General features: G+C 44.9%; 12 protein-coding genes. 7 read left to right on the top strand and 5 right to left on the bottom strand.

Annotation, left to right across the window (positions count from 1 at the left end; translation table 11 throughout):
- The first annotated feature begins 120 nt into the window (after positions 1-120).
- The 4 genes from H6F63_RS07910 to H6F63_RS07895 all read left to right on the top strand — a co-directional run bounded on the left by H6F63_RS07910 (position 121) and on the right by H6F63_RS07895 (position 6,819).
- Positions 121-2,847: a CHAT domain-containing protein gene (locus tag H6F63_RS07910; RefSeq protein WP_190636354.1), complete on the top strand. Its 2,727-nt coding sequence runs from the start codon at positions 121-123 to the stop codon at positions 2,845-2,847.
- Positions 2,848-2,905: 58 nt separating this feature from the next.
- Positions 2,906-5,659 carry a filamentous hemagglutinin N-terminal domain-containing protein gene (locus tag H6F63_RS07905; protein ID WP_190636352.1) on the top strand — a complete coding sequence of 918 codons (2,754 nt, stop codon included), beginning with the start codon at positions 2,906-2,908 and terminating at the stop codon, positions 5,657-5,659.
- Positions 5,660-5,730: 71 nt separating this feature from the next.
- Positions 5,731-5,919, top strand: a complete 189-nt coding sequence (locus tag H6F63_RS07900; protein ID WP_190636350.1) for a hypothetical protein — start codon at positions 5,731-5,733, stop codon at positions 5,917-5,919.
- Between the two features lie 39 nt (positions 5,920-5,958).
- A complete protein-coding gene (locus tag H6F63_RS07895) occupies positions 5,959-6,819 on the top strand; it encodes a DUF928 domain-containing protein (RefSeq protein WP_190636348.1) in 861 nt (286 codons plus the stop codon).
- 388 nt (positions 6,820-7,207) lie between these two features.
- Here H6F63_RS07895 and H6F63_RS07890 read toward each other — a convergent pair whose 3' ends face one another.
- Positions 7,208-7,597 carry a hypothetical protein gene (locus H6F63_RS07890; protein WP_190443629.1) on the bottom strand — a complete coding sequence of 130 codons (390 nt, stop codon included), beginning with the start codon at positions 7,595-7,597 and terminating at the stop codon, positions 7,208-7,210.
- A 292-nt stretch (positions 7,598-7,889) separates the two neighbouring features.
- On the opposite strand from H6F63_RS07890, the gene hslO reads away from it, so the two are divergent.
- Positions 7,890-8,789 (top strand): Hsp33 family molecular chaperone HslO, encoded by a 900-nt coding sequence (gene hslO / locus H6F63_RS07885; RefSeq protein ID WP_190636347.1) that lies wholly within the window; start codon positions 7,890-7,892, stop codon positions 8,787-8,789.
- 163 nt (positions 8,790-8,952) lie between these two features.
- A complete protein-coding gene (locus H6F63_RS07880) occupies positions 8,953-11,172 on the top strand; it encodes a chromosome segregation ATPase (protein WP_190636345.1) in 2,220 nt (739 codons plus the stop codon).
- Between the two features lie 69 nt (positions 11,173-11,241).
- Here H6F63_RS07880 and H6F63_RS07875 read toward each other — a convergent pair whose 3' ends face one another.
- From H6F63_RS07875 to H6F63_RS07860, 4 genes are all read right to left on the bottom strand, one after another.
- Positions 11,242-12,360, bottom strand: coding sequence for a response regulator (locus H6F63_RS07875; RefSeq protein ID WP_190636343.1), 1,119 nt, complete (start codon positions 12,358-12,360; stop codon positions 11,242-11,244).
- 4 nt (positions 12,361-12,364) lie between these two features.
- Positions 12,365-16,489: a PAS domain S-box protein gene (locus H6F63_RS07870; protein ID WP_190636341.1), complete on the bottom strand. Its 4,125-nt coding sequence runs from the start codon at positions 16,487-16,489 to the stop codon at positions 12,365-12,367.
- Positions 16,490-16,705: 216 nt separating this feature from the next.
- A complete protein-coding gene (gene crtD, locus H6F63_RS07865; protein WP_190636339.1) occupies positions 16,706-18,256 on the bottom strand; it encodes a C-3',4' desaturase CrtD in 1,551 nt (516 codons plus the stop codon).
- A 205-nt stretch (positions 18,257-18,461) separates the two neighbouring features.
- A complete protein-coding gene (locus H6F63_RS07860; RefSeq protein WP_190636337.1) occupies positions 18,462-20,327 on the bottom strand; it encodes an ATP-binding protein in 1,866 nt (621 codons plus the stop codon).
- 369 nt (positions 20,328-20,696) lie between these two features.
- Between H6F63_RS07860 and H6F63_RS07855 the strand changes: the two genes are divergently transcribed.
- Positions 20,697-21,974: a pitrilysin family protein gene (locus H6F63_RS07855; RefSeq protein ID WP_190636336.1), complete on the top strand. Its 1,278-nt coding sequence runs from the start codon at positions 20,697-20,699 to the stop codon at positions 21,972-21,974.
- The last annotated feature ends 638 nt before the right edge of the window (positions 21,975-22,612 follow it).

Below are 22,612 nucleotides of genomic sequence, written 5' to 3'. Positions count from 1 at the left end.
ACATCCGTAAATCTACGGTTTGGTTCGGTAAGATTCCGTAAAACTACTCAAATAGTTCAGTGGAGATACAGACAATTGAAAGTATCTCCACTAAAATAACGATAATCTACCTAATGATACATGACTGAACTATACATAATATGCAAGCGTTGGCATCGCTTCAGTCTTTTATTTTTGTCGGGGTTTATTCTTTGTTTTGCGCTCAACGCTTTGCCGATCAAGTCAGCAGAGGTGTTGGTAGCCACTCAACCTGTTGCGGATCAGGCAGACTTAACCCCCCAACCCCCTTCCCTATCAGGGAAGGGGGAGAAATTGCCGGAACCTCTCCTTGTAGGGGAGAAGTTAACCGAAAAGTATTGGGTAACAACTCACCAGACAAGCGTTATCGCTTCTACTTCCTCTGTGGCGCTGGTGCAACAGGGGATTGAACGCTATCAAGTAGGAAATTTTACAGAAGCGATCGCGCTTTGGCAAGAAGCACTCGCGCAAACTAAACAAGCCAAAGATCGGGCTGTTATTCACACTAACCTGGCAGTAGCTTATCGCCAGACTGGCAAAATAGATCGAGCGATCGCTTCCTGGGAGCAAGCGATTCAAATTTACGCAAAAGATGGCAAGTCGGATCGCCAAATAGCGAAATTGTTGACAGAACAAGCGCAAGCTTACAGCGATTTAGGACAGTATCGAAAAGCGATCGCACTTTTACAGCTTGCTATTAAAATTTCCGACAAGTCCACGCAAGCCGCAGCCCAAGGAGCTTTGGGAAATGCTTACTGGGCATTAGGCGACTACGAGCAAGCATTAGCAGCTCACGACGCTAGCCTGAAAATTTCCCGCGAACTGCAATCTAATAATCTCCAAAGCACTGCTCTAAATAATCGTGGCAATGTTTATCTGAGTCGAGCTGAGCGATATCGCTACCAGGCAACTTTGGCTCGTCTAGAAGGAGATCCGCAGTTCAAAGAGTTGACAAAACTGGCAGAAAATGATGTAGACGCTGCTCAGTCCTCTTTTCAAGAAAGTGTAGAAGTAGGGGGAAGCGGATCGGCTATACAAGCTTTGCTGAATTTGAACCGCCTGTTAGAGCGATCGCCTTCGCCCAATTTGGCAGAAATTGCCAATAACCGCAACTCTGCACTCGCCTTAATAGAACAAGCGCCAGATTCGCGAGATAAAGCATACGCCTTAATTAATATTGCCGACAGTTTAAAGCGTCAAAATTCCACAGAAGAAGCGGCGAATCGTATTTCAGAATTTCCAGTTTGGATATTAGAAAAAGCCCTCACCATTGCTAAAAATATTGGCGATAGTCGCGCCGAATCTTTTGCTCTTGGTAGCTTAGGGAATTTGTACGAAGTTTCTAGGGGATATGAAAAAGCGCTCTTGTTGACAGGTGAAGCTCAATTAGCTGCACAAAAAGTGAATGCTGCGGATAGTTTGTATCGTTGGCAATGGCAGGCGGGGCGGATTTATAAAGCCATCAATAAACAAAGTCAAGCGATCGCATCTTTTAAGGGCGCGATCGCTACTCTCCAAAGTATTCGCGGCGACATCGTTGTAGCTAACAAAGAGTTGCAATTTAACTTCCGCGACGACGTGGAGCCAGTTTACCGAGGACTGATGGAGTTATTGTTAGCAACTGAGAATCAACTTTACGGGCGAAGCATTGTAGCAGAAGATTCAAAGCTTGTAGCTCAAAATAATAGCCGCAATGCTTACCCCCTACAAAAAGACAATTCTCTCAAAACTGTTATCGGCACCTTAGAATCCCTGAAGTTAGCAGAATTGCAAAATTTCTTTGGCGATGATTGCGTGCAAGTAGCACTAAATAATAGCCAGATAAATGGAGCTATTTCTGACACCAATGCAGCGGCAATTTACTCAGTCATTTTGGACGACCGCACCGAAATGATTTTTCAACGTCCCAATGGGACAATGAGCAGCTATAAGGTAGAAATTGGCAAACAGCAACTAGAAAAAGAAATCGAGCTGTTACGCAACTTGTTAGAAAATCGGGGAAGCGAAGAATATCTCCCCCAAGCCCAAAAAGTTTACAACTTACTGATTCGCCCAATGGAGGCAGATTTAGCTGCCTCCAAATTGCGTACCTTAGTCTTCATTAATGATGGGGTAATGCGACAGATACCGATGTCAGCGCTGCATGATGGCAAAGAATTTTTAATTCAGAAATATGCGATCGCTACCACACCCAGCATCAACCTTACTAACAGTCAATCCCAAGACAGGCGCAAGCTGAAAGCTTTAATTATGGGCTTAACTGTCGAAAAACCGCCATTTGCGCCGCTAATGAATGTTGAAGCCGAGGTGAAAGCCGTCAAACAAATTCTTGGCGGTACTCCCCTAGTAGACAACGCCTTCACCCTGGAAAACTTGCAAACCCAACTCCAGCAAGATAGCTACCCGGTCGTTCACATGGCGACACACGGCAAATTTGGAGTAGATGCCGAGAACACCTTTTTATTAGGGTATGACGAGCAAATTAGTATCGAGCAAATTGATAACTTATTGCGATCGCGTCCTGGTAAACCAGCAGTCAAACTCCTAACCTTGAGTGCTTGTCAAACCGCCGCTGGTGACAATCGTTCCGCCTTGGGAATTGCTGGCGTAGCAGTTCGCGCCGGAGTGGAAAGCGCACTTGCTACTCTGTGGTTTATCAACGACGAAGCTACAGTTCCGCTAATTGAAGAATTTTATACGCAACTAAGCCAACCAGGAATTACCAAAGTAGAAGCACTTCAAAAAGCTCAACTTAAAATGATCGCCAATTTCGACTACAACCATCCTGCTCTTTGGTCGCCTTTTATCCTCATCGGAAACTGGCTGTAAAAATCCTCGTTCCTAAGCTGCGGACTGAGAAAGAAGACAATTACCAATTACCTCCCAAATGAAAAATTACCCATTTCTTGCTTTTTCCCTTTTCCCTTTAGCCTTGTGCCTTTCTCTCCCCATTCCTGCCATTGCTCAAATCTCTTCTGATGGCAGTGTTCCTACTACAGTTACACCTGGCAACAACTTTACGATTAATGGAGGACTCAGAACTGGAAGCAACTTATTTCACAGTTTTTCAGAATTTTCTGTACCCAACGGCGGTAGCGCTTATTTCAACAATGCCTTTGATGTTCAGAACATTATCAATCGCGTCACAGGTACATCTATCTCAAATATTGATGGTTTGCTCAGAGCAAACGGTACAGCTAACTTATTTCTAATCAATCCCAACGGCATCATCTTTGGGGAAAATTCTTCGCTCAATATTGGTGGTTCCTTTGTAGCAACAACTGCCAATGCTCTCCGGTTAGCTAATGGCGATGTTTTCAGTAGCGATCGCGCTCAACCACTACCATCACAAATACTAAATGTAGCTCCTTCTGCCCTGCTATTTAATCAAATTGCCGCCGGAAATATCATCAATCGCTCCGTAACTCCAGATGCAAATCCGATAAATCCCGGCTCGCTGAACGGGTTGCGAGTAAATGATGGTAATAGTATCTTGCTTTTAGGCGGCAATGTAACACTTGATGGCGGTGTATTAACTTCCCTAAGCGGTATTATCGAGTTAACGGGATTAGCAGGAGCAGGAGAACTAGGGTTAAAGTTTTTTGGCAGCGTTCCCTTTGTAGATTTTGCTCAAGCTGATGCCCAAGGAGTCCAAAATGCAGATGTATTAATTACCAATGGCTCAAGGATTAATACAAGTGCTGCAATCGGTAACAAATTTGATGCTGGCGGTATTTTCATTAGAGGCAAAACAGTTTCTATAGAAAATAAAGCGGAACTAGCTACCAGTATCTATGAACCAGAAAATGCTGGTTTAGTATTAATTGCGGCTACAGAAAACGTTTCAATCACAGGCGAAAGTAAAATTCTCAGCACTGTGGAATCTCAAGGAGTAGGCAAGGCTGGCGGTATTATTATCACCGCTCCTTCAATTTCAGTAAAAGATGGCGCTCAATTACAAACTCTAGTGCGTGGAGGTGGTATTGGAAATGCCGGAGTAATATCTTTACAAGCTACAAACAATGTCTCTCTTACAGGCGATGGAAGTGGTATTTTCAGCACTGTGGAATCCACAGGAATCGGCAATGCTGGTGGTATTGTTATTAACTCTCCTTCAATTTCCCTACAAGACGGCGCTCAACTGCAAACTTTGGTGCGGGAAAATGGTTTAGGAAATGCAGGATTGATATTTTTAGAAGCTACAGACTCGGTTTCTTTAGAAGGTAATGGTACTGCAATTCTTAGCACTATACAACCCGGAGCTGTGGGAAATCTTGATACTCTGGCTGGGAATATTTTTGGCGATTCATTAGCCACAGGTGGGGATCTCATTGCTTCTATTGGTATCGAAACTGGAACGCTTACCATAAAAAACGGCGCTCAAATTAATACCAGCACTGGAGGAATAGGAAATGCTGGCGCTGTATTTGTGTTAGCAAAAGATTCGGTTTCTATAGAAAATGGCATCGGGATATTAAGTGGTGTAGCACAAGAAGCAACAGGATCGGGCGGCGGTATCATTATGGTTAGTAAGTCTTTTTCTGCTACTAATGGTGGTGGATTAACAACTGAAACTCAAGGACAAGGTAACGCTGGCGTTATACTTTTGGTAGTTGAAGATTCTATTTCTCTTAAAGGTAATAATGCACCACCGACATCATTACAAACTGGCATTGCTAGTACGGCAAGCCAGGGAAGCAGCGGCAAAGGCGGCGGGATTATTATTAATTCTCGGTCGCTTTCGATAACTGATGGCGCTGGAGTTAGTGTCAGCAGTGCAGCAACAGGCAGCGCCGGGGACATTATTATGACGATGAGCCAAGACATAACGATGGACGGCGGCAGCATTACAGCCGAGTCTTTGCAAACTGGCGGTGGTAATATCGTGATTTCTGCTAAAGATATCAGCCTGCGTAATAGTAGCCTGATTAGCACCAGCGTTTTTAATGGCGACGGTGGCGGCGGCGATGTCGTTCTCGTGGGAACTAACCCAGAATCTTCACAATTCATTGCTCTGGAAGATAGCGACCTTCTGGCGGCTGCTGAAAATGGCCCAGGAGGAAACATCACGGGTAGAGATATCCCTGCTTTTATCTATGACAAATATGCTCCGGTTCGCAAAGACTTTGTTGATGCCAGGATATTTCGTAATAACGGTCGCGTTGATATTTCAGCTTCCTCTAGATTTGGCACCAATGGTGTAGTCGATGTGCCAGATTTCACCTTTTTACAAAATTCGATTTCGCCGTTAGCAGCTAATTTTGTTAGTCCCGATCAAGTGGTGGCTGGTAGTTGTCTGGCGCGGCGCAATGTGGAACGGGGAAGTTTCACAGTCACGGGTACGGGTGGTTTACAGCCGACTCCTTATGATGCACAAAGCGATCGCTACCGTCTCGTAGATGTCCAACCCCTTGAGGAGGGACAAGAGGAACAAGGTGAACAAGAGGCAATTCCCAATTCCCAATTCCCAATTCCCAATTCCCAAAATTGGAAACTAGGCGATCGCGTTGTTGAAGCCCAAGCAATGACCGCTACGGCAGATGGACGCATTCTCGTCGCTACAGCTGCTCAAAAGCTGGAACCTGCCAGTGCTAAGGATTTAATTTGCCATCCAGACACTCAGCCGAAAAAAGCTGATTAATCCTAAATCATTAGTTATGCGTTAAAAATTTAGCATTGTTTACACTGCCAAGGCAGGGATAGCAGTCCTAAATGATTCGTGAAGGCGAGATACCCGACTTCTCTCTCGAAGTCCGGTATCTGAAGGGCTGGCTCACAACTCAAATAGCATTGCTATATATCAGGTTTTGCTTGAGTGAGATTATTCTCGTTTCCAGCCAAAGACCCGAAGGAATCCGGGAAAAAGTCAGAAATATGGAAAATGCGATCGCCAACGTGTAGTAAAAAAAACTACGGGCATCACAACATCTGTGTATATTTATGGCTACTTCCCGTCAATTCGCTACTACAGTAACCGGAACTGCATCAATTCTTTTGATCCAGTTCTTCGGCTTAATCGATACTCCCCTCAATTCGATATTCAATCGTGTATCTAGCGATCTAGGGTTTAACTCGATGGCTTACGCAGATGTTGTGCTGAAAGCTCAAGCTGATTCTAGGTTTGAGCCTGGTGACATAGGTGCGCCGAAAGACACCAAAGGCACTGGCACCCAAGTGCGCTATCAGCCACCCGACGATCTCGACGCTCCCAGCGGCACCAGAGGCACTGGCTCCCGCGGCTCATGCGGTGAAGCTGCCTCTGTATCTCTAACTTTGCTAGTTCCGAAAAATCACACCGGATTGACTGCATCAAGTCATCCCACCTTTTTCTGGTATCTGTCAGCTGACCCTGGAGTACCGATCAACTTTACACTGGTGGAACCAGGAGTACCCAAACCAATCATTCAGCAACAGATAGATAAACCCAAGGCTGGAATTAATCAGCTCCAAATGCCCAAAGACCTGCCAGAACTGGTTCCGGGACGGCAATACCGCTGGACAGTAACACTGCTTTGCAATCCCGATCGACCCTCTGTTAATCCTATAGCTCAGGCAAGGATTAAGCGCGTACAAGCATCACCTGCTCTATTGGAACAACTCGCAGCGGCTAATTCAGACTTTGACAAGGCAGCAATCTATGCTGGTGCTAGTTTATGGTATGACACTCTAGCAGCAATTTCAGCAGCCCGTACTGCTAACCCCAACGATCAATTTATCCGCAATGATTTTCTGTTGCTCTTAGAAACAGTTGGACTCAAGGAAGTAACAGATATGGAGCGGCAACAACTGGTGAAGCAGTAAACTGGGGACTGGGGTAACGTCTTCTCAATCGCCTCCTGACCAATCCCTAGTAATACAAAATTAAGTTTGTCTCCGCTAGAATAAAAGGCCGTTTTCAATAAGAAAACGGCCTTTTTCTTATCAAATTAGTTCACTTAAGAATAGTTGTAGTTGTATAGCAATCCTAAATGATTCGTGAACTTCTGTAGGGACACGGCAGTGCCGTGTTCCTACACCAGGGCGAATACTTTTTCACAACTTAAATAGGATTGCTATAGGTTAGATTCCTCAATCCCCTAATTCCCAATCTCTGACTTGGAACGAAAAAAGGAGGCTCTCCCTCCTATAATATTGCCTGAGGCATAGCCTCACAACTTGCATTTCCAGCCCGAAACTGGGAATGAGAATGTTACTTTTTAGATTGGGATGCCAGAAATTGCTTCAGCTGAAGCAAACTTAGGGTCTGCCCTACATTCAGCGGTAGCAGAGATATCCCTTCCAGACGCGACTGCACCCAATTTTCTCCCCAGTACCACTCGTGATAACCGTCAATTCCTTGACTCAGAATCAGTCGCAGACAGTGGGGTTGGGCTATTTCCACCTTGTGTTCTATCGCTACGAGTCCCGCCCAACTCGTGTAGGTTAATCCCTCATGCAGTTGTTCCGGTAGTCCAGCGGGAAAGCGCTGCGACCATAGCCACTGGCGCAACAGGTTTGTACGCAGCAGGCTGTCGCCGATGGCTGTTGCTGGGGAATTTACTTCAATTCTGAGATGGCTTTGTTGAAAGGTTCCTAGCATAAGGAGTTTTTTGTTGTTAGTTGTTACTGGTACAAAAATTTCTATCTACCTATCCTAACTAATTGTATTGAATACAGCTAATTTGATATGTTTTTTTTAGCCTATTTTATAAATATTTTTATTTATTTTGTACAATTATAGTTATTTTTTTATTATAAAAATCGTTTAGTGTTTATTTCTAAAAAGCAGTTCCAGGGGCGATTCAAGTGATAAGAAACAAGAGATGCGCCATCACTCGTGCCGCCATGCTTACAATAAAAATAGAGTCTGTTAAGAAATGTAAGGTTTTTTCATGGCTGATCAGTTAATTCGGGCTACAGCGGCAGAGGGTGGAATTCGCGCCGTTGGTGTCATCACAACACGCCTTGCACAAGAAGCTAAACAGCGGCACAACCTATCCTACGTAGCGAGTGCGGCGCTGGGACGCGCTATGTCATCGGGACTATTACTTGCCTCTAGCATGAAGCGTGAGGGGTCAAGGGTCAACATCCGCGTCAAGGGCAGTGGGCCGCTAGGTGGGCTGCTTGTAGACGCGGGATTAGACGGAACGGTGCGGGGTTATGTGGAAAACCCAACTGTGGAACTGCCTCCGAATGCCAAAGGGAAACTCGATGTAGGCGGTGCTATAGGTCGGGAAGGATACCTGTATGTGGTGCGCGATGTTGGATACGGCTACCCCTATTCCAGTACCGTTGAGCTGGTTTCGGGCGAAATTGGGGATGATGTCGCTCATTACCTGGTGACATCCGAACAGACACCCTCGGCGCTAGTGGTGGGTGTATTTCTGGAGGCTGGCAAAGTAACCGCGTCTGGCGGGTTACTGTTGCAAATCATGCCCAAGGCGGAGCGAGACGAGCAACTGGTGCAAACTTTAGAATCTCGAATGCAATCGCTGGCGGGGTTTACCCCTTTGTTACAGGCTGGTAAGACGCTGCCGGAAATTTTTGAACAGCTACTGGGAGACATGGGTCTGGTAATATTACCAGAAGTCCAAATGGTACGTTTTCACTGTGGTTGCTCCATGCGTCGGGTTTTGGGTGCATTAAAGATGCTGGGTGAAGCAGAACTGCAAGACATGATTGAAAAAGATGATGGAGCAGAAGCTACTTGTCATTTTTGCGGAGAAGTTTACCAAGCGAGTAGTGACGAATTAGCGGCACTGATTGAAGATTTACGAGCAGGGTCTGTTTAGCTGTAAATGGCTAAGGTGAAGATGGCTAAATGAACAATTAGCAATTAGAAAACAACTCCGGATAGAGGTAGCTTTTTCTAGCTTATAGGAGTAGCATTGCAACTACTGTATGTGCTAGAAAAGCATTCGTCCGAGGCGAAGCGTATTGTGGTGTGAGTAAGCTATGACCAGAAATCCGGAAATTCCAGAGCGCGGGCGTTTAGGCAAGTCTTCCAATCGCGGTTGGTCAGGAGATAAGAAATCGCCTGCCTCTGGGAGTCCGAGCGATCGCGTCTCCCCAAAGGCACCCGCTCCTAAACGCTCATCTCCACAAGATAGTCGTCCTAGCCGTTCGGCGGTTAATAGTTCTCTACAAGGGCTTGAGCCTAATCCATCTTTACAGCCCCAGTCACCGACAGAAGAACCCCAGAAACCTAATAAGAAAAAGAGGGGTTTGCGCTTGCCGACAAGCTGGGCGTTTTGGGGGGCGTTGGTCGTCCTGCTCTCTGGTGGGATGGGATTTATGGCGGTGGCGCTGTTGTTTAAGCTGCCAGCTTTGCCTAATTGCCCAGCGATTTTTTGGCCTACTGCTAGTGCTTCGCTACGACTAACCTGCGCTCAGATAGCGGCTTCTAAGCAGACGGCGGACAATTTGCTTTCAGCGATCGCGTTGGTGAATTCTCTGCCAAAAGATCACCCCCTGCGTCCAGAAATTGACCGCAATTTGGAAGAGTGGTCACTGGATATCTTGAAATTAGGCGAGGAATCTTTCCAAGCGGGAAAATTGGAGGAAGCGATCGCAGTGGCGAGGAAAATTCCCACTGGCGTTCCTGCTTACAAGTTAGTAGATGAGCGCGTAACTCGCTGGCAGTCTATTTGGTCAAAGGCAGAAGGATATTATCAAAAAGCCACTGATGAAGTGCGCGAGTCTAACTGGACTCAGGCTTTTCGGGAAGCAGTGCAACTGGTTTATTTAGGAAATAACTACTGGGCTACTACCAAGTACGATGAACTGGTTAATTTGATTCAGGCGGCGCGGGAAGAAAGCGCCAAGTTAGATAAAGCGTTCCAGCTGGCAAGAAGCGGGGGATTAAATAATCTCTTGGAGGCGATCAAACTAGCACAGGCAATTCCTGCAAACAGTTTGGCATATAAGGAAGCTCAAGGCGCGGTGACGGACTTTGGGCGGAAATTAATTGATATGGCTCAAGAGGCGCTAGATAGAAAAGACTGGCAAACCGTAATTTTAATTACGAATAAAATTCCCGAAAGTCTCAATCTACAAGTAGAGGCTCAAGATTTAAACGATTTGGCTAATGCTCAGTCTCGCGCCGCACAAGGAACTGTAACAGATTTGGAAGAAGCGATCGCGCTTGCCCAAAAGCTAGATTTAGGGCGACCACTATACGATAAAGCCCAGGAATTAATAACTCGTTGGCAGCGAGAAATTGAAGATGTGGCGCATCTAGAACGGGCGGGAGAACTGGCAAAAGGTGGAACTGTAGGCGATTTATCAGCAGCGATTGCGGAAGCGCAGCTGATTCCCAGCACTAATCCCCGTTACTCGCAAGCAAGAGCGCAAATTAGTAACTGGACAAGTCAAATTGAAACTATAGAAGACCGTCCCTATCTCGACAGCGCCGAACAATACGCGAATTATGGCGATGCTGGTTCCCTCTCTGAAGCCATTAACCAAGCTAGTCAAATTCGCCAAGGACGCGCCCTATATAGCGAGGCTAGGGGCAAAATCCGCCAGTGGACTGAAAGAATTGAGCGTCAGCAAGACCAGCCTTACATGGATCAAGCGAAAGCCTTGGCTGATGCAGGCGATTTATCCGGCGCTATTGCTACAGCGGAGCAGATTCAGCCAGGACGGGCGTTGTATCAAGAGGCTCAAAGGCAAATCGGCCGCTGGACTAACCGAATCCAACGGATAGAGGATCAGCCTTACCTCGACCAAGCAAGAGCTTTGGCGGTTTCTGGCAATCTTCCTGGCGCTATTAACTCCGCTGGACAAGTTAAAGCGGGAAGGGCGCTTTACGGTGAAGCTCAGGAAAAAATTAAAGGCTGGCGTCGGGAACTGCGATCTACTGAGATTTTGCAATCAGCTTATCAGTTAGCGAGTCCAGGGACACCGGATGCGATCGCCCAAGCCGTGCAAACAGCCCAAGAGGTGCGTAACTCGGCGCGAGTCGGTTCCCAAGCTAGAGAAGCCATTAATCGCTGGAGTTACCAACTTTTATCGATGGCGCAGGATCAGTCTAGGAACGACTTGCGAAGAGCGATCGCGATCGCGCAAAATATCCCCAGCGGTACATCCGCCTACTCTGATGCTCAAGCTTCAATTGAGGCTTGGAAAAAAAGCATAGAGCCTCCAACTCCCCTCGAAACAACGTCGAATTAGGGACTGGGGGCTGGGGACTGGGGACTAGGTAAGATTCTTCCCAATTCCCAATTCCCAATTCCCATCCTATTACGGGCTGATTGTAGTAGGTATCTGCACAGTAAATGTAGTCCAACCATCGGAGCTTTTTCCCTGAATAGTTCCTTCTAGTTTTTCCACTAACTGATGCACCAGAGCCAAACCTAATCCGCTTCCACCTTGTTTCCAAAAATCAGCATCAGGAACCCGATAAAATTTATCGAATATTTTAGGTAAATACGCCGCCGCTATTTCGGCTTGATTAGCAATCTTAAAAATAACTGTTGTCGTTGAGTTGCTTTCTCTAGCAGAATCATTCAACTCGACGCTGATGGAAATTTCTCCATATTTTGGCGTATATTTACACGCATTATTAACCAGTTCTCTCAATATCTGTTCCAGACACGCGCGGTCTGAGGTAATTGGGGGAAGGTGGGGAGGAAGATTAACTTTGAGGATTTGCTGACGCTGTTCTATACGTAATTGAAAAGGCTCGATTATATTAGATAACCAATATTGTAATATTAAAGTTTCTAAAGATGTTTCCTGTATTTCAGATTCTAATCTTTGCCAATCCAAGATATTATTAACCATATCCATCTCTCGGACACATTCGGCTTCTAATAGCTTCCTGTAGTGCTGTTTTCGTTCTTCATTAGGGATAACTTCTAACATTTGGATCATCATCTTCATATTTGCCAGAGGCGCACGCAGTTCGTGGGAGACTGTAGCCAGCAAATCATCTTTCTTAACATTTAACTCTTGGAGTTCTTGGATTTTATTTTGCAGATTGGTAACGGCTTCTTGTTTTTTCAGACGAATAGCGATCGCTTCTAACAATTCCGCCCTGGTAAATGGCTTAGTCAGATAATCATCAGCCCCCAACTGCATCCCTTGGCGCAAGTCTGCTCTATCCGCTTTAGCTGTGAGAAAAATGAAGGGAATCATTGCCGTAGTCTTATCTTGGCGCAATGTATTTAGCACAGCGTAACCATCAAAATCTGGCATCATAATGTCGCAGATAATCAAATCGGGTTTGTGAATGGTGGCAAATTTCACGCCCACATCACCGTTTTCTGCGCCGATAAACTCAAACCCTTCAGCCTTCAACAGAAGGCGCAGGTTGTTTCTAACTGCTGGCTCGTCTTCAATCACCAGAATCTTCTTCACAGGTCTAACTCCTCATTTGGTTATGCACCGGAAGACAGACTCTAAAAGTTGTGCCAACTCCAACTTGACTGGCTAACATAATCCTACCCTGATGTAAATCTACACACCTTTTAACAATTGTTAACCCTAAACCCGTACCAGTAATATTAGTAACATTGGTTGCCCGATGGAAAGGCTCAAACAATCTGCCTTGATCTTCTACCGGAATGCCGCAGCCTTCGTCTTGAATTTGAAAAGTAGCCTCTCCATTATGGTAAGCGAGTTCAAAACGAATAGCTCTGCCCTGGGGTGAATACCTAATAGCATTCGAGAGCAAATTGCTCAGGATTTGCCGCAACAGTTTTTTATCTATGCAAGCTCTGAGGACAGGGTATTGGCTGACAAAGACAATTGTGTGTCCAGCATCTATAAGTTGGATCTCGGCGACTAAGGCGCGGCAGAACTCTACTAGCTCAAGCAGTGCCGGATTAAACTCTAGTCTACCTGCTTCTGCCTTACCTATCGTTAGCACATCATTTAACAACTGGTTCATGTGCTGCACAGAAGATTGAATCAAATGTAGTTGTTGTATTCTTTCCTCTGGACTCCATTGTTCGCCGTAATATTCAAGTAGTTCGGCGGAAGACAAAATCACGCTCAAAGGTGTGCGGAACTCGTGAGAAGTTATGGAGACAAAGCGAGATTTAAGTTCGCTGAGTTCTTTTTCTTTGTTCAAAGCATTAAGAATTTCTTCTTCTGCCCGTTTGCGCTCGGTTATGTCTATGCACGAGCCGATGTAACCAGCAAAGCTACCATCGGGTGTATTGCGTGGGATACCCATATCGATAACCCAACGATAATTACCATCAGCACGCCTGAGGCGGTATTCCGCCTGCACTTGTTGGCGGTCATGGAAGGCTGAATAATAGGTGTCTATAAAACTATATAAATCATCAGGATGTATGCTTTCCATCCAACCGTTGTTTAATTCTTGTTCGAGGCTGCGTCCAGTAAAATCTAGCCAAGCTTTGTTAAAAAATGTACTAACACCGTTAACCTCTGCCACCCAAATCATTGCAGGTACAGTATCAGCCATAGTCCGGAAGCGTTGTTCACTCTCGCGCAAAGCTTCTTCCATCTTTTTGCGCTCAGTCACATCGAGAACTAGGGACAGCAGTGATACTAATTTGCCTGATTCATCTAATAGCGCTGAATTGTACCATTCGCAATAAACAACTGAGCCATCCTTGGTGTAATTGCGATTTCGCGATACATTACGTTGTTCGCTGCTGTCGATTAAGCGCGCCATCGTGCTATTAACAGCTTTTATATCAGAGGCAAAGATAAACTGCCATTTATTCGGACTTAATCCTAGAACTTCGTCGCTATGCCAGCCGAAAACTTTTTCGGCTTCCGGCGACCAACGGGACACACGAAAGTTTGAATCCCATTCTATGACTGCTAAGGGCGAATTTTCAAAATGAAAGTTCAGTCTTTGGAGTGCATCACGCAGCGCTTGTTCGGTCTGTTTTTGAGTTGTGATGTCACGAGAAACAGCTAATACTGACTCGACTGAATTATCACGATTAAATTCAGGAACGAGACGAGATTGATAGTATTTATAACCGTATTGTATCGGGAAATTCCATTCAATAATACATTCTTCTTTGGTGTCTAAAACGTGTTGAATACTCTGTTGAAAGTAAGTGGAAGTTTCTGGGGGTAATTCTAACTCTGAAGGCTTTTGACCGATAGTTGTTTGGGGGGAGATTCCCATTGACCGTTCTACAGCTGAGTTGATGTAAAGATGGCGAAATTCACGGTCAAATCGGGCAATGATGTCAGGAGAATTTTCAGCTAATGCTTTGAATTCTTGTTCGCGGCGGTGTAGTTCTGCTTCGGCAAGTTTGCGTAGCGTAGTTTGCCGTAGGCTTTCGCTTATATCTTCTACTGTGCCAACATGACCGATGAGTTCGTCTTGATCTGAAAACATGGGGGATGAGCGAACGTGAACCCAACGCACGATTCCCTCTCCTACAAGCAGGCGAAACTCTGGTGCGTATTCTCTGCCTTCACGAGTATATGCTAACCAGTCGGAGAAAACGCGATCGCGTTCTTCCGGATGAATAAAGTGCAACCATCCTTGTGCTAAACTCTCCTCAAAAGTGCAGCCACAGATAGCTTGATAACAGGGGTTGGTATAGGTACAGTTACCGTAGATATCTATTAAAAAAATCCCCACAGGTGAACAAGCACTCAAACAGCGAAACCGTTCTTCACTTTCTCGCAACGCATCCTCTAATAGCTTGTTTTCTGTAATATCGCGGCTGAAGCACCGTGTATGAATAAATTTGCCGTTTTCCCATAACACATTTGAGTCAATAAGAACATACTTAATTGAGCCATCCTTACAACGAAGTTGAGCTTGATAGTTATGCAGCGTTTCATTTCTATTTAACCGTTCCAAAATGTCATTAATTACTTCAGGATCGGCGTGGAACTCGCTAATATGGTGTCCTAAATATTCCTCCCGCGTGTATCCTAGAAGGTTTAGTTCAGCTTGATTCACCCGCAGAATGTTCCCATTTGCTCCTACCCAGTGCAAACTCACAGTAGCATTCTCGAAGAAATCAGAAAGTTGCTGTTCGCTACGGCATAGTGCTGACTCCGCCTGCTGACGTTCCATAATTTCTTGCCGCAGTTGATTGTTAGCTTCTCTTAATGCAGTAGTACGTTGTTCAACTCGGATTTCTAGATTTTCATTAGCTTGCTTGAGTGCAGCTTCAGCAGCTTTGCGTTCTGTAATATCGCGGGAATTGACGACAATGCCTGCTACAAATGGGTTAGTCAGCAAGTTGCTAGCAGTTGACTCAAGCGCACACCAAGATCCGTTTTGATGTCGCCAACGGTACTCTACCGTTAAGGTCATCCCTGGATTTTCAATGAACTCATGGAAAATTTTAATTATATTACTAACATCTTCTAAATGAATTAAATCAAAACAATTTTGACCTATCAAATCTTTTGGTTTATATCCTAAAATTTTTTCAATCGAGTCGCTTTCATATTGAATGACTCCATCTCTATCAAGAATCGTGATAATATCCGAACTATTTTGAATCAGAGAACGGAATTTAGCTTCACTTGCAGCCAGTGCTTCCTCAGCCAACTTACGCTCAGTAATCTCTGCGGAAATACCAAGAATGCCGATAAATTTCCCTTCTGCATCGTGAATAGGCGCGTTATTAACTATCACTGGGAAGCAAGAGCCGTCTCGACGTTGAATTAGAAATTCTCCTGACCAACTCTCACCAAGCTGTAAGCGGGACATAATCTCAAATGCTTGCTCTTTTGAGACCTGCGCCGGAGTAATGTTGATAATATTTTGTCCTAATACTTCCGCTGCTAACCAGCCGTATAATGTTTCTGCATATCGGTTCCAATAGATAATTGTGCCATCTAAATTAGTTGCAATAACTGCTTGTCCAACTGCATCTAGTAGACGCGATTGAAAATATATTTTTCTTTCAGCAGCTTTGCAAGCCGGAATCTCTTGCCCAATTACAATAACTCCAGAAGGTACGCCTTCGGTATTCATTAAACGGGTAATGTTCCAATTTAATATATGCTTACGTCCATCACGGCTCAAAATTACATTCTCAAAATCTTGGGATAGTTCTCCTGCTAGTACGTTATTTATATTGGCAATGAAGGTAGCCCGAACTGGTTTAGGTAAGAATAACTCAAAATAGTTTTTCCCTAGAACTTCTTCCCTTTTCCAGCCATAAATACATTCGGCTTGAAGATTCCACTCGACAATTTGATAGCTGAGTGACAGGCAAATAATTACGCTTCCAGCAGTCTGAATCAGAGAACGGAACCTTGGCTCGCTTTCACGCAGAGCATCAGATGCTCGCTGATACTCATCGAGTTCAGTTTGCGCCTGTTGAAGTTGTTGTTGAAGTTGCAAGAGTGCAGCGTTTAAAGAAGTGATAACTGCCCTCTGTTCTACTGTGCGTTCCTGTACCTGTTTTTCTAGTTCAGTATTGTAGTAATGCAGTAGTTTAGCTTTTTCGGCTTTTAGCTGACGGTTTAATTGTGGCGTTAGCGCAGCCTGTACAGAGCGTACTTGCCTTCTCAATCTACGCATATTTTTTTGAGTTTTTATCTACATTGTGTCAAAGTTAACCTTGTGACGACCTGAGAAGCAAGAATAGACTTGTTGCAATCAGCCCTGAACTAAAGTACTCTTCGAGAAGCCGCTTCGCGTCTACGGGCTGAAAACTCAAGTTTGTTTTAACAAACTGAAATGCTTGCTTTATATGCGATCGCGCAAGCTGGGTTCAGAGTGACTCTCAGAGGCTGATCAGTTTTTGGTATTTTCGATTTGCCTTACTACAGTAAGGGCTGAATAACTAACGCCTGCTGTACCTTCGCCGGGATGGGTGGAGTCGCCCACTAGCCACAAATGATTGACAGGTGTACGATTGGCAAAGCCAAAGGGGCCGAAGGTGGAAACTCTTTGACCAATACCGCCAACAATACCGCGATCGCGAGCTGTGAAATTGGCAAAGGTGCGAGGTGTAGCGGCTTCTTGATGCACAATAGTTTCCGGTTTCAGGTGGAAGAATTGCCCAAGGTGTGCGATCGCATCCTCAGTATACTTTCGCTTCAGTTCTTCATAATCCTCGCATTCCCACCAATTTCGGGTATCAACGAAGGAAGACGCGATGATAGTGGCTTTCCCCTCTGGTGCGCGACCATCGAATGGGTGGCTAACTGAAACAAATAAAGAGTTATTCTCCCCAATCGGGCCATCATAGTCATAAAGAAACTGCAAGTGAGGCGGACATCCTAGGGGAATAGCGCTCTCATCTACACCGAGATACACCACAAACGCTCCCGATGAGGGGGGAAGTTTATCTACTCGACGACGATATCGATTTTGGATTTTGGACGAATCGATCGGATTTTGGATTTTGGATTGGGAAAATGCTTGTTGCGTTTGTGTGTCCAACAGCTGCATCAGATTTTGCACAGTGACATTTGCTACAACGTGGTCAGCGGGTTCTGTCCAAACTTCCTGGGTTTTTTGATTGCGAATGACGACAGCAGTAGCTTTACCATTTGTGGTGTGGATGCGTTCTACTGTGTGGCGCATCAACAGTTTGCCACCGTCTCGCTCTAAACAGGAGACTAAGCGATCGCTCAAAACCTGCATACTACCCTTTAGATGAAATAATCCCTGCGGTTCCTGGGAAACACTCAAAGCTGTTGCTGCGTATAACAAAGCTGTACTTTGAGCATCCACCTGGGAATAAAGCTTTAGCTGCAAATCCAGAAACGTCCTCAAACGTTGATTATCGCCCAGCCCGTATAGCCGCAGCGCATCCCCCACCGTCAAAAAAGTGTAAGGCAGAGTAATCAAAGTACCCGGACGAACTGCTCTTGCCAGTTGCCACAAATCCCACAAATTTCGCGGCGGTAGTACCGGATCGCGAGATTGAAACGCCCAACTTGCTTTAAAAAGAGTTGCCAACAGTTGCCAAAATGGTTCGCTTCCCGGAAACTGCCGGGTTCGCTCAAGTTTCCACTTATCGGGGTTTCGCCACACATTAATCGGTGAGGTTTCCCCCGGTAGATACACTGCACAAGCTGGATCGCAAGGTGTCGCCGCTGGTAGTTCAATTTCTAACTCATTAAAAATCCGGTGATGAATTCCCCCCGGTTCCAGTCCAGCAACTTGCGTAGCTCCCACATCAAAGGTAAATCCTTTGCGTTTAAATGTGGAAGCACATCCCCCAGGCACCAGCGCTTGATCCAAAACTAATACTTGGTAGCCTCGACGAGCAAGTAACGCCGCAGCTGTCAAACCACCAATTCCCGCACCGATAACGACAATGCGATCGCTTGCCATAACATTATCTTTTACATTTCTTCATACTACTTAATGATATGAGCAAACCTGGGTAATTTCCATAACCTTCTCTTTACCCAAACTTTATAAGCTGTTGTGTAGCCTTACAAAAGTGAAATGGTATAAGTTATTAGCGATCGCATCCCGCCAACCCAGCTAAACTTAATAGTAAATTACATTAAGTTTAGTTTTCCTGCTAGCGAAGCTACCTATCTTTACTCTGGTTAATCGGGATTTCAATCCAGAACTCGGTTCCTTCTCCTACTTCCGAGAAACACTTCAGGACTCCGCCGTGCTTCTCAACCACAATTTGATAGCTGATAGATAAGCCCAATCCTGCCCCTTTGCCAACAGGTTTAGTAGTAAAGAAGGGGTCAAACAGCTTAGGCTTCACTTCTGGGGGGATACCTGGGCCGTTGTCTCGAATCCGAATCAGTACACGAGGGTTGCCGTCATTTGCTAAAACCTCAGTGCGAATCTTAATAGAAATTGGGGGTTCAGTGCTAAAAATTGGAGGTTTTTGGTATCCATGTACAAAACTTGGCTGCAAATTTTCTATAGTCCTAATAGCTAAATTCTGATAGCTGTACTCCTCCAGAGCATCAATTGCATTGGCGATGATATTCATAAATACCTGATTTATCTCCCCACCATAACACTGCACGAGGGGCAAATCTCCGTACTCTTTAATCAGCTCAATTCCCGGATTTCCCAGCTTCGCTTTCAGTCGATGCTGTAAAATCAGCAGCGTACTATCTAGCCCTTCGTGAATATTAAGTTGCTTACTTTCCGCTTGATCGCTGCGAGAGAAGTTCTGCAAGCTAAGGACAATTTGGCGAATGCGGTCTGCTCCCAGTTTCATCGACGACAGCATTTTAGATAAGTCTTCTTGCACGAAATCTAGGTCAATACTTTCCTCTTGAACTTGGATTTCTGCTACTGGCTGAGGATAATAATGCTGGTATAGGTGTAGCAAGTGCAGCAAATCTTGAGTATATTGATCTGCATAAGTCAAATTGCCGTAAATGAAGCTGACTGGATTATTAATTTCGTGAGCAACACCTGCAACTAATTGCCCCAAACTAGACATTTTTTCACTTTGAACCAGTTGGGATTGAGTGTTTTGCAGCTTTTGCACTGCTGTTTCTAACTCAGTCGTTTGTTGTCGTAGAAAAGCAATTAATTGCTTTTGTGCAGCTTCCGATTGCCGCAACGCCTCAATAGCTTGCTTGCGCTCCGTAATATCTTCGGAAATGCCTAGTAAATATCGCGGTCTTCCTGATTCGTCGAGAAGCGGTATTTTCCTAGTGAGAAATATTCTTAAACCTCTATGTTTGGTCTGAATTTGTTGTTCGGAAATATCCAAAAGTTTTTGTTTTCCCAGCACTCTGCGCTCGTGAGCTGTTAACAAATCAGCTTGTTCTTCTGCAAATAAGTCGTAGTCATTTTTGCCGATTACATCTTCTTTCAAATAGCCAGTTATTTCTTCGCTGGCTTTGTTGCAGTAGAGAAAACGCAGGTCATTAGCTTCTTTGATAAAAACCCCAATTGGCAGGTTTTCTACTACAGAATTAAGGAAATTTTGGAGATGCCGCGTTTCTTCTTCTGCCTGCTTGCGCTCTCTAATTTCACTTTCTAATTTTTGATTGGTCTGCAATAGCTCTTCGGTGCGCTTTGCTACCAAAGATTCCAAGTTGGCGTTTACTTTGAAAAGATCAGCATTCGCCTGCTCTAGCTGGTCTTGGGTATCGGCGAAGACCCCTTGCTCCTCGCTGAATATGGAGTAGTAACGCCTCAGAGCAATTAAGGTTCCAGCGGCTAGAACAGTTATTAGGTCGATGCTTGCTTGAATTGCAAAAATGGTTGAGGCGCTTTCATGTCCGCCTACAGCTAGGGCGACGTGGGCTGAATGTCCAAGAGCGCCGCTGAAGAAAACTGCGATAGTTGCCAGTAAAAGAGGATTGCTGAGTAGATGCTGCCTTCGTATAAGACCCTGAAATATTAAGAATGCAATTGTATAATAACACGCGGCAATGAAAGTATTTGTACTTAGATAAAGTACACTCAGCATCAGTAAAACTTACTCCTGTTAGGATAAATTCTAGTTTCAATCTAACTAACTAGCAAGAGTATCTGTCTAGAGGTTGAGAAAAACGTTAAAGTTTTTGGTTACTTTAAAAACGGGGCATTAAAAAAAGTAGTTTAAAGATAGGAAATTTCATATTTTTAAAGTAGGGAAAAATACAATAAGTGGCAAATTTATTTAAAATTTTTTGAAAGATAAAATAATAATTATTTATTTTGAGTAGCTTGACGAATTGAATCAGAAGAGAAATATGCTTGCCTTGCAGAAGCGATCGCTATCTCAAAAGCTGAGATAGTTGGCACGGGGACGCTGCCCCAGACTGGTTAAAATAAAAAAGAAACAGTAGAACAACACATGACCTCAACCCTGTTCAAAATCGCACCTGCACCCGCTCCCACCCTGCACAAGTTGCCCAACGGTCTAACCATTGTGGCTCAGCAGATGCCTCTTGAGGCTGTGAATCTCAACATTTGGCTAAACGTCGGCTCATGTGTTGAGTCAGATCCCATCAACGGAATGGCTCACTTTTTGGAACACATGGTTTTTAAAGGGACGCCGCAGCTAAAAAGTGGGGAATTTGAGCTACTGATTGAACAGCGGGGTGCGGTGACAAACGCAGCTACCAGCCAAGATTACACTCACTACTACATTACATCTGCCCCTAAAGATTTTGCCCAGTTGGCACCATTGCAGCTGGATGTGGTACTGAATCCCAGCATTCCAGATGATGCCTTTGAAAGAGAGCGATTGGTAGTTTTAGAAGAAATTCGCCGTTCGGAAGATAATCCCCGTCGCCGTACTTTCCAACAAGCGATGGAAGTGGCATTTGAACAGTTGCCGTACCGCCGTCCGGTACTGGGGCCAGCATCGGTAATTGAGCAGTTGACGGCGCAGCAGATGCGCGATTTCCACGCCAGCAACTATCAACCCCAGGCGATGACAGCGGCGGTAGTGGGCAATTTGCCTGTAGAAGAATTAATTGAAATAGTGGCAGAGGGATTTTCCACACACGGTAGTCAAACAACAAACAACAAACAAGAAATAACAAGCAACCCTGAAGCAGCTTTTAAAGAAATTGTGCGGCGCGAGTATGTTGACGAAAGTGTACAGCAGGCGCGGCTGGTGATGGTTTGGCGAGTGCCAGGATTAAAGCAACTGTCCGAAACTTACCCCCTGGATGTGTTGGCGGTGATTTTGGGACAAGGCCGGATGTCGCGACTGTTTAGGGATTTGCGCGAAGATAGACACCTGGTATCGCATATTGGGGTGAGCAATATGAGCCAGCAGCTTCAGGGAGTATTTTATATTGGGGCGCAGTTACCTGTGGAGAATGTGGCAGAGGTAGAAGCAGCGATCGCGCAGCACATCCGTACCTTACAATCTGAGCTAGTAACCCAAGCTGAGATGTCCCGCGTCCGGACACAAGTGGCGAATCGGTTTATTTTTGGGAATGAATCGCCAAGCGATCGCGCTAACTTGTACGGTTATTATCATTCTCTAATGGGTGACTTAGAGCCAGCCCTAACTTACCCGGCGCGAATTCAAAGCCTTGATGGTGAAGACCTTCGCATAGCTGCTCAACAGCATCTCTCCGCAGATGCTTACGGTGTGGTTGTCGTTAAGCCAGCATAATTTTTTCTCACCGCAAAGAAGAAACCCTCTAGCTACGCAAAGAGGGTTTCTTCTTTGCGTAGCGGTAAATCGTAGTGAAGTGTTACAGCAGTCGCCAAGGCGATTACAACAAAGCCAAATACTGAAACCTTTACCTGTCAATATTTTTCCTTCTGCACTCTGCCTTTTGCTATACAGAATCGGTGACACCATCTATCGACGTAAAGAGGCATAGCAACCAGAGTTGTCTTTTTCATTAGTCAGACCTCGGCGTGAAATGCTTGCTGTGCCAAGACTATACTTTCTTTGGCTCTTAGTTTCCCTTTAAGTCTTGTTAGCCAATTACTGAAACTCAAATCGGCTGTTTTTCAAGTAGTGACGTATACACTTGATTGTTGCTATAAGTCCCTCTAAAGAATTTCTTATAGATTCTTCTGAAGACAGAGAATAGCAGCTACCAAGGCAAATACTATGGGTGGTGGTAAATATGTAGTGAAAGGGTAAATATATAAACTAAAAATAATTCCATTTTTAGACTTTGTGGTGGTTATTCACTTGCCTCGGCAAGGGGTTACTTTGACAATTGGCATAATCTTCAATTGAAATCAATTTTTAAAGCTCGTCTCATATTAAATGCTATAATTTTTTAAAATATTAAG

It is taken from the genome of Trichocoleus sp. FACHB-40 (assembly GCF_014695915.1).
Lineage (GTDB): Bacteria > Cyanobacteriota > Cyanobacteriia > Cyanobacteriales > FACHB-T130 > Funiculus > Funiculus sociatus.
The sequence above is the reverse complement of the archived record's forward strand: the minus strand, read 5'-3'. Positions and strand labels throughout refer to the sequence as shown.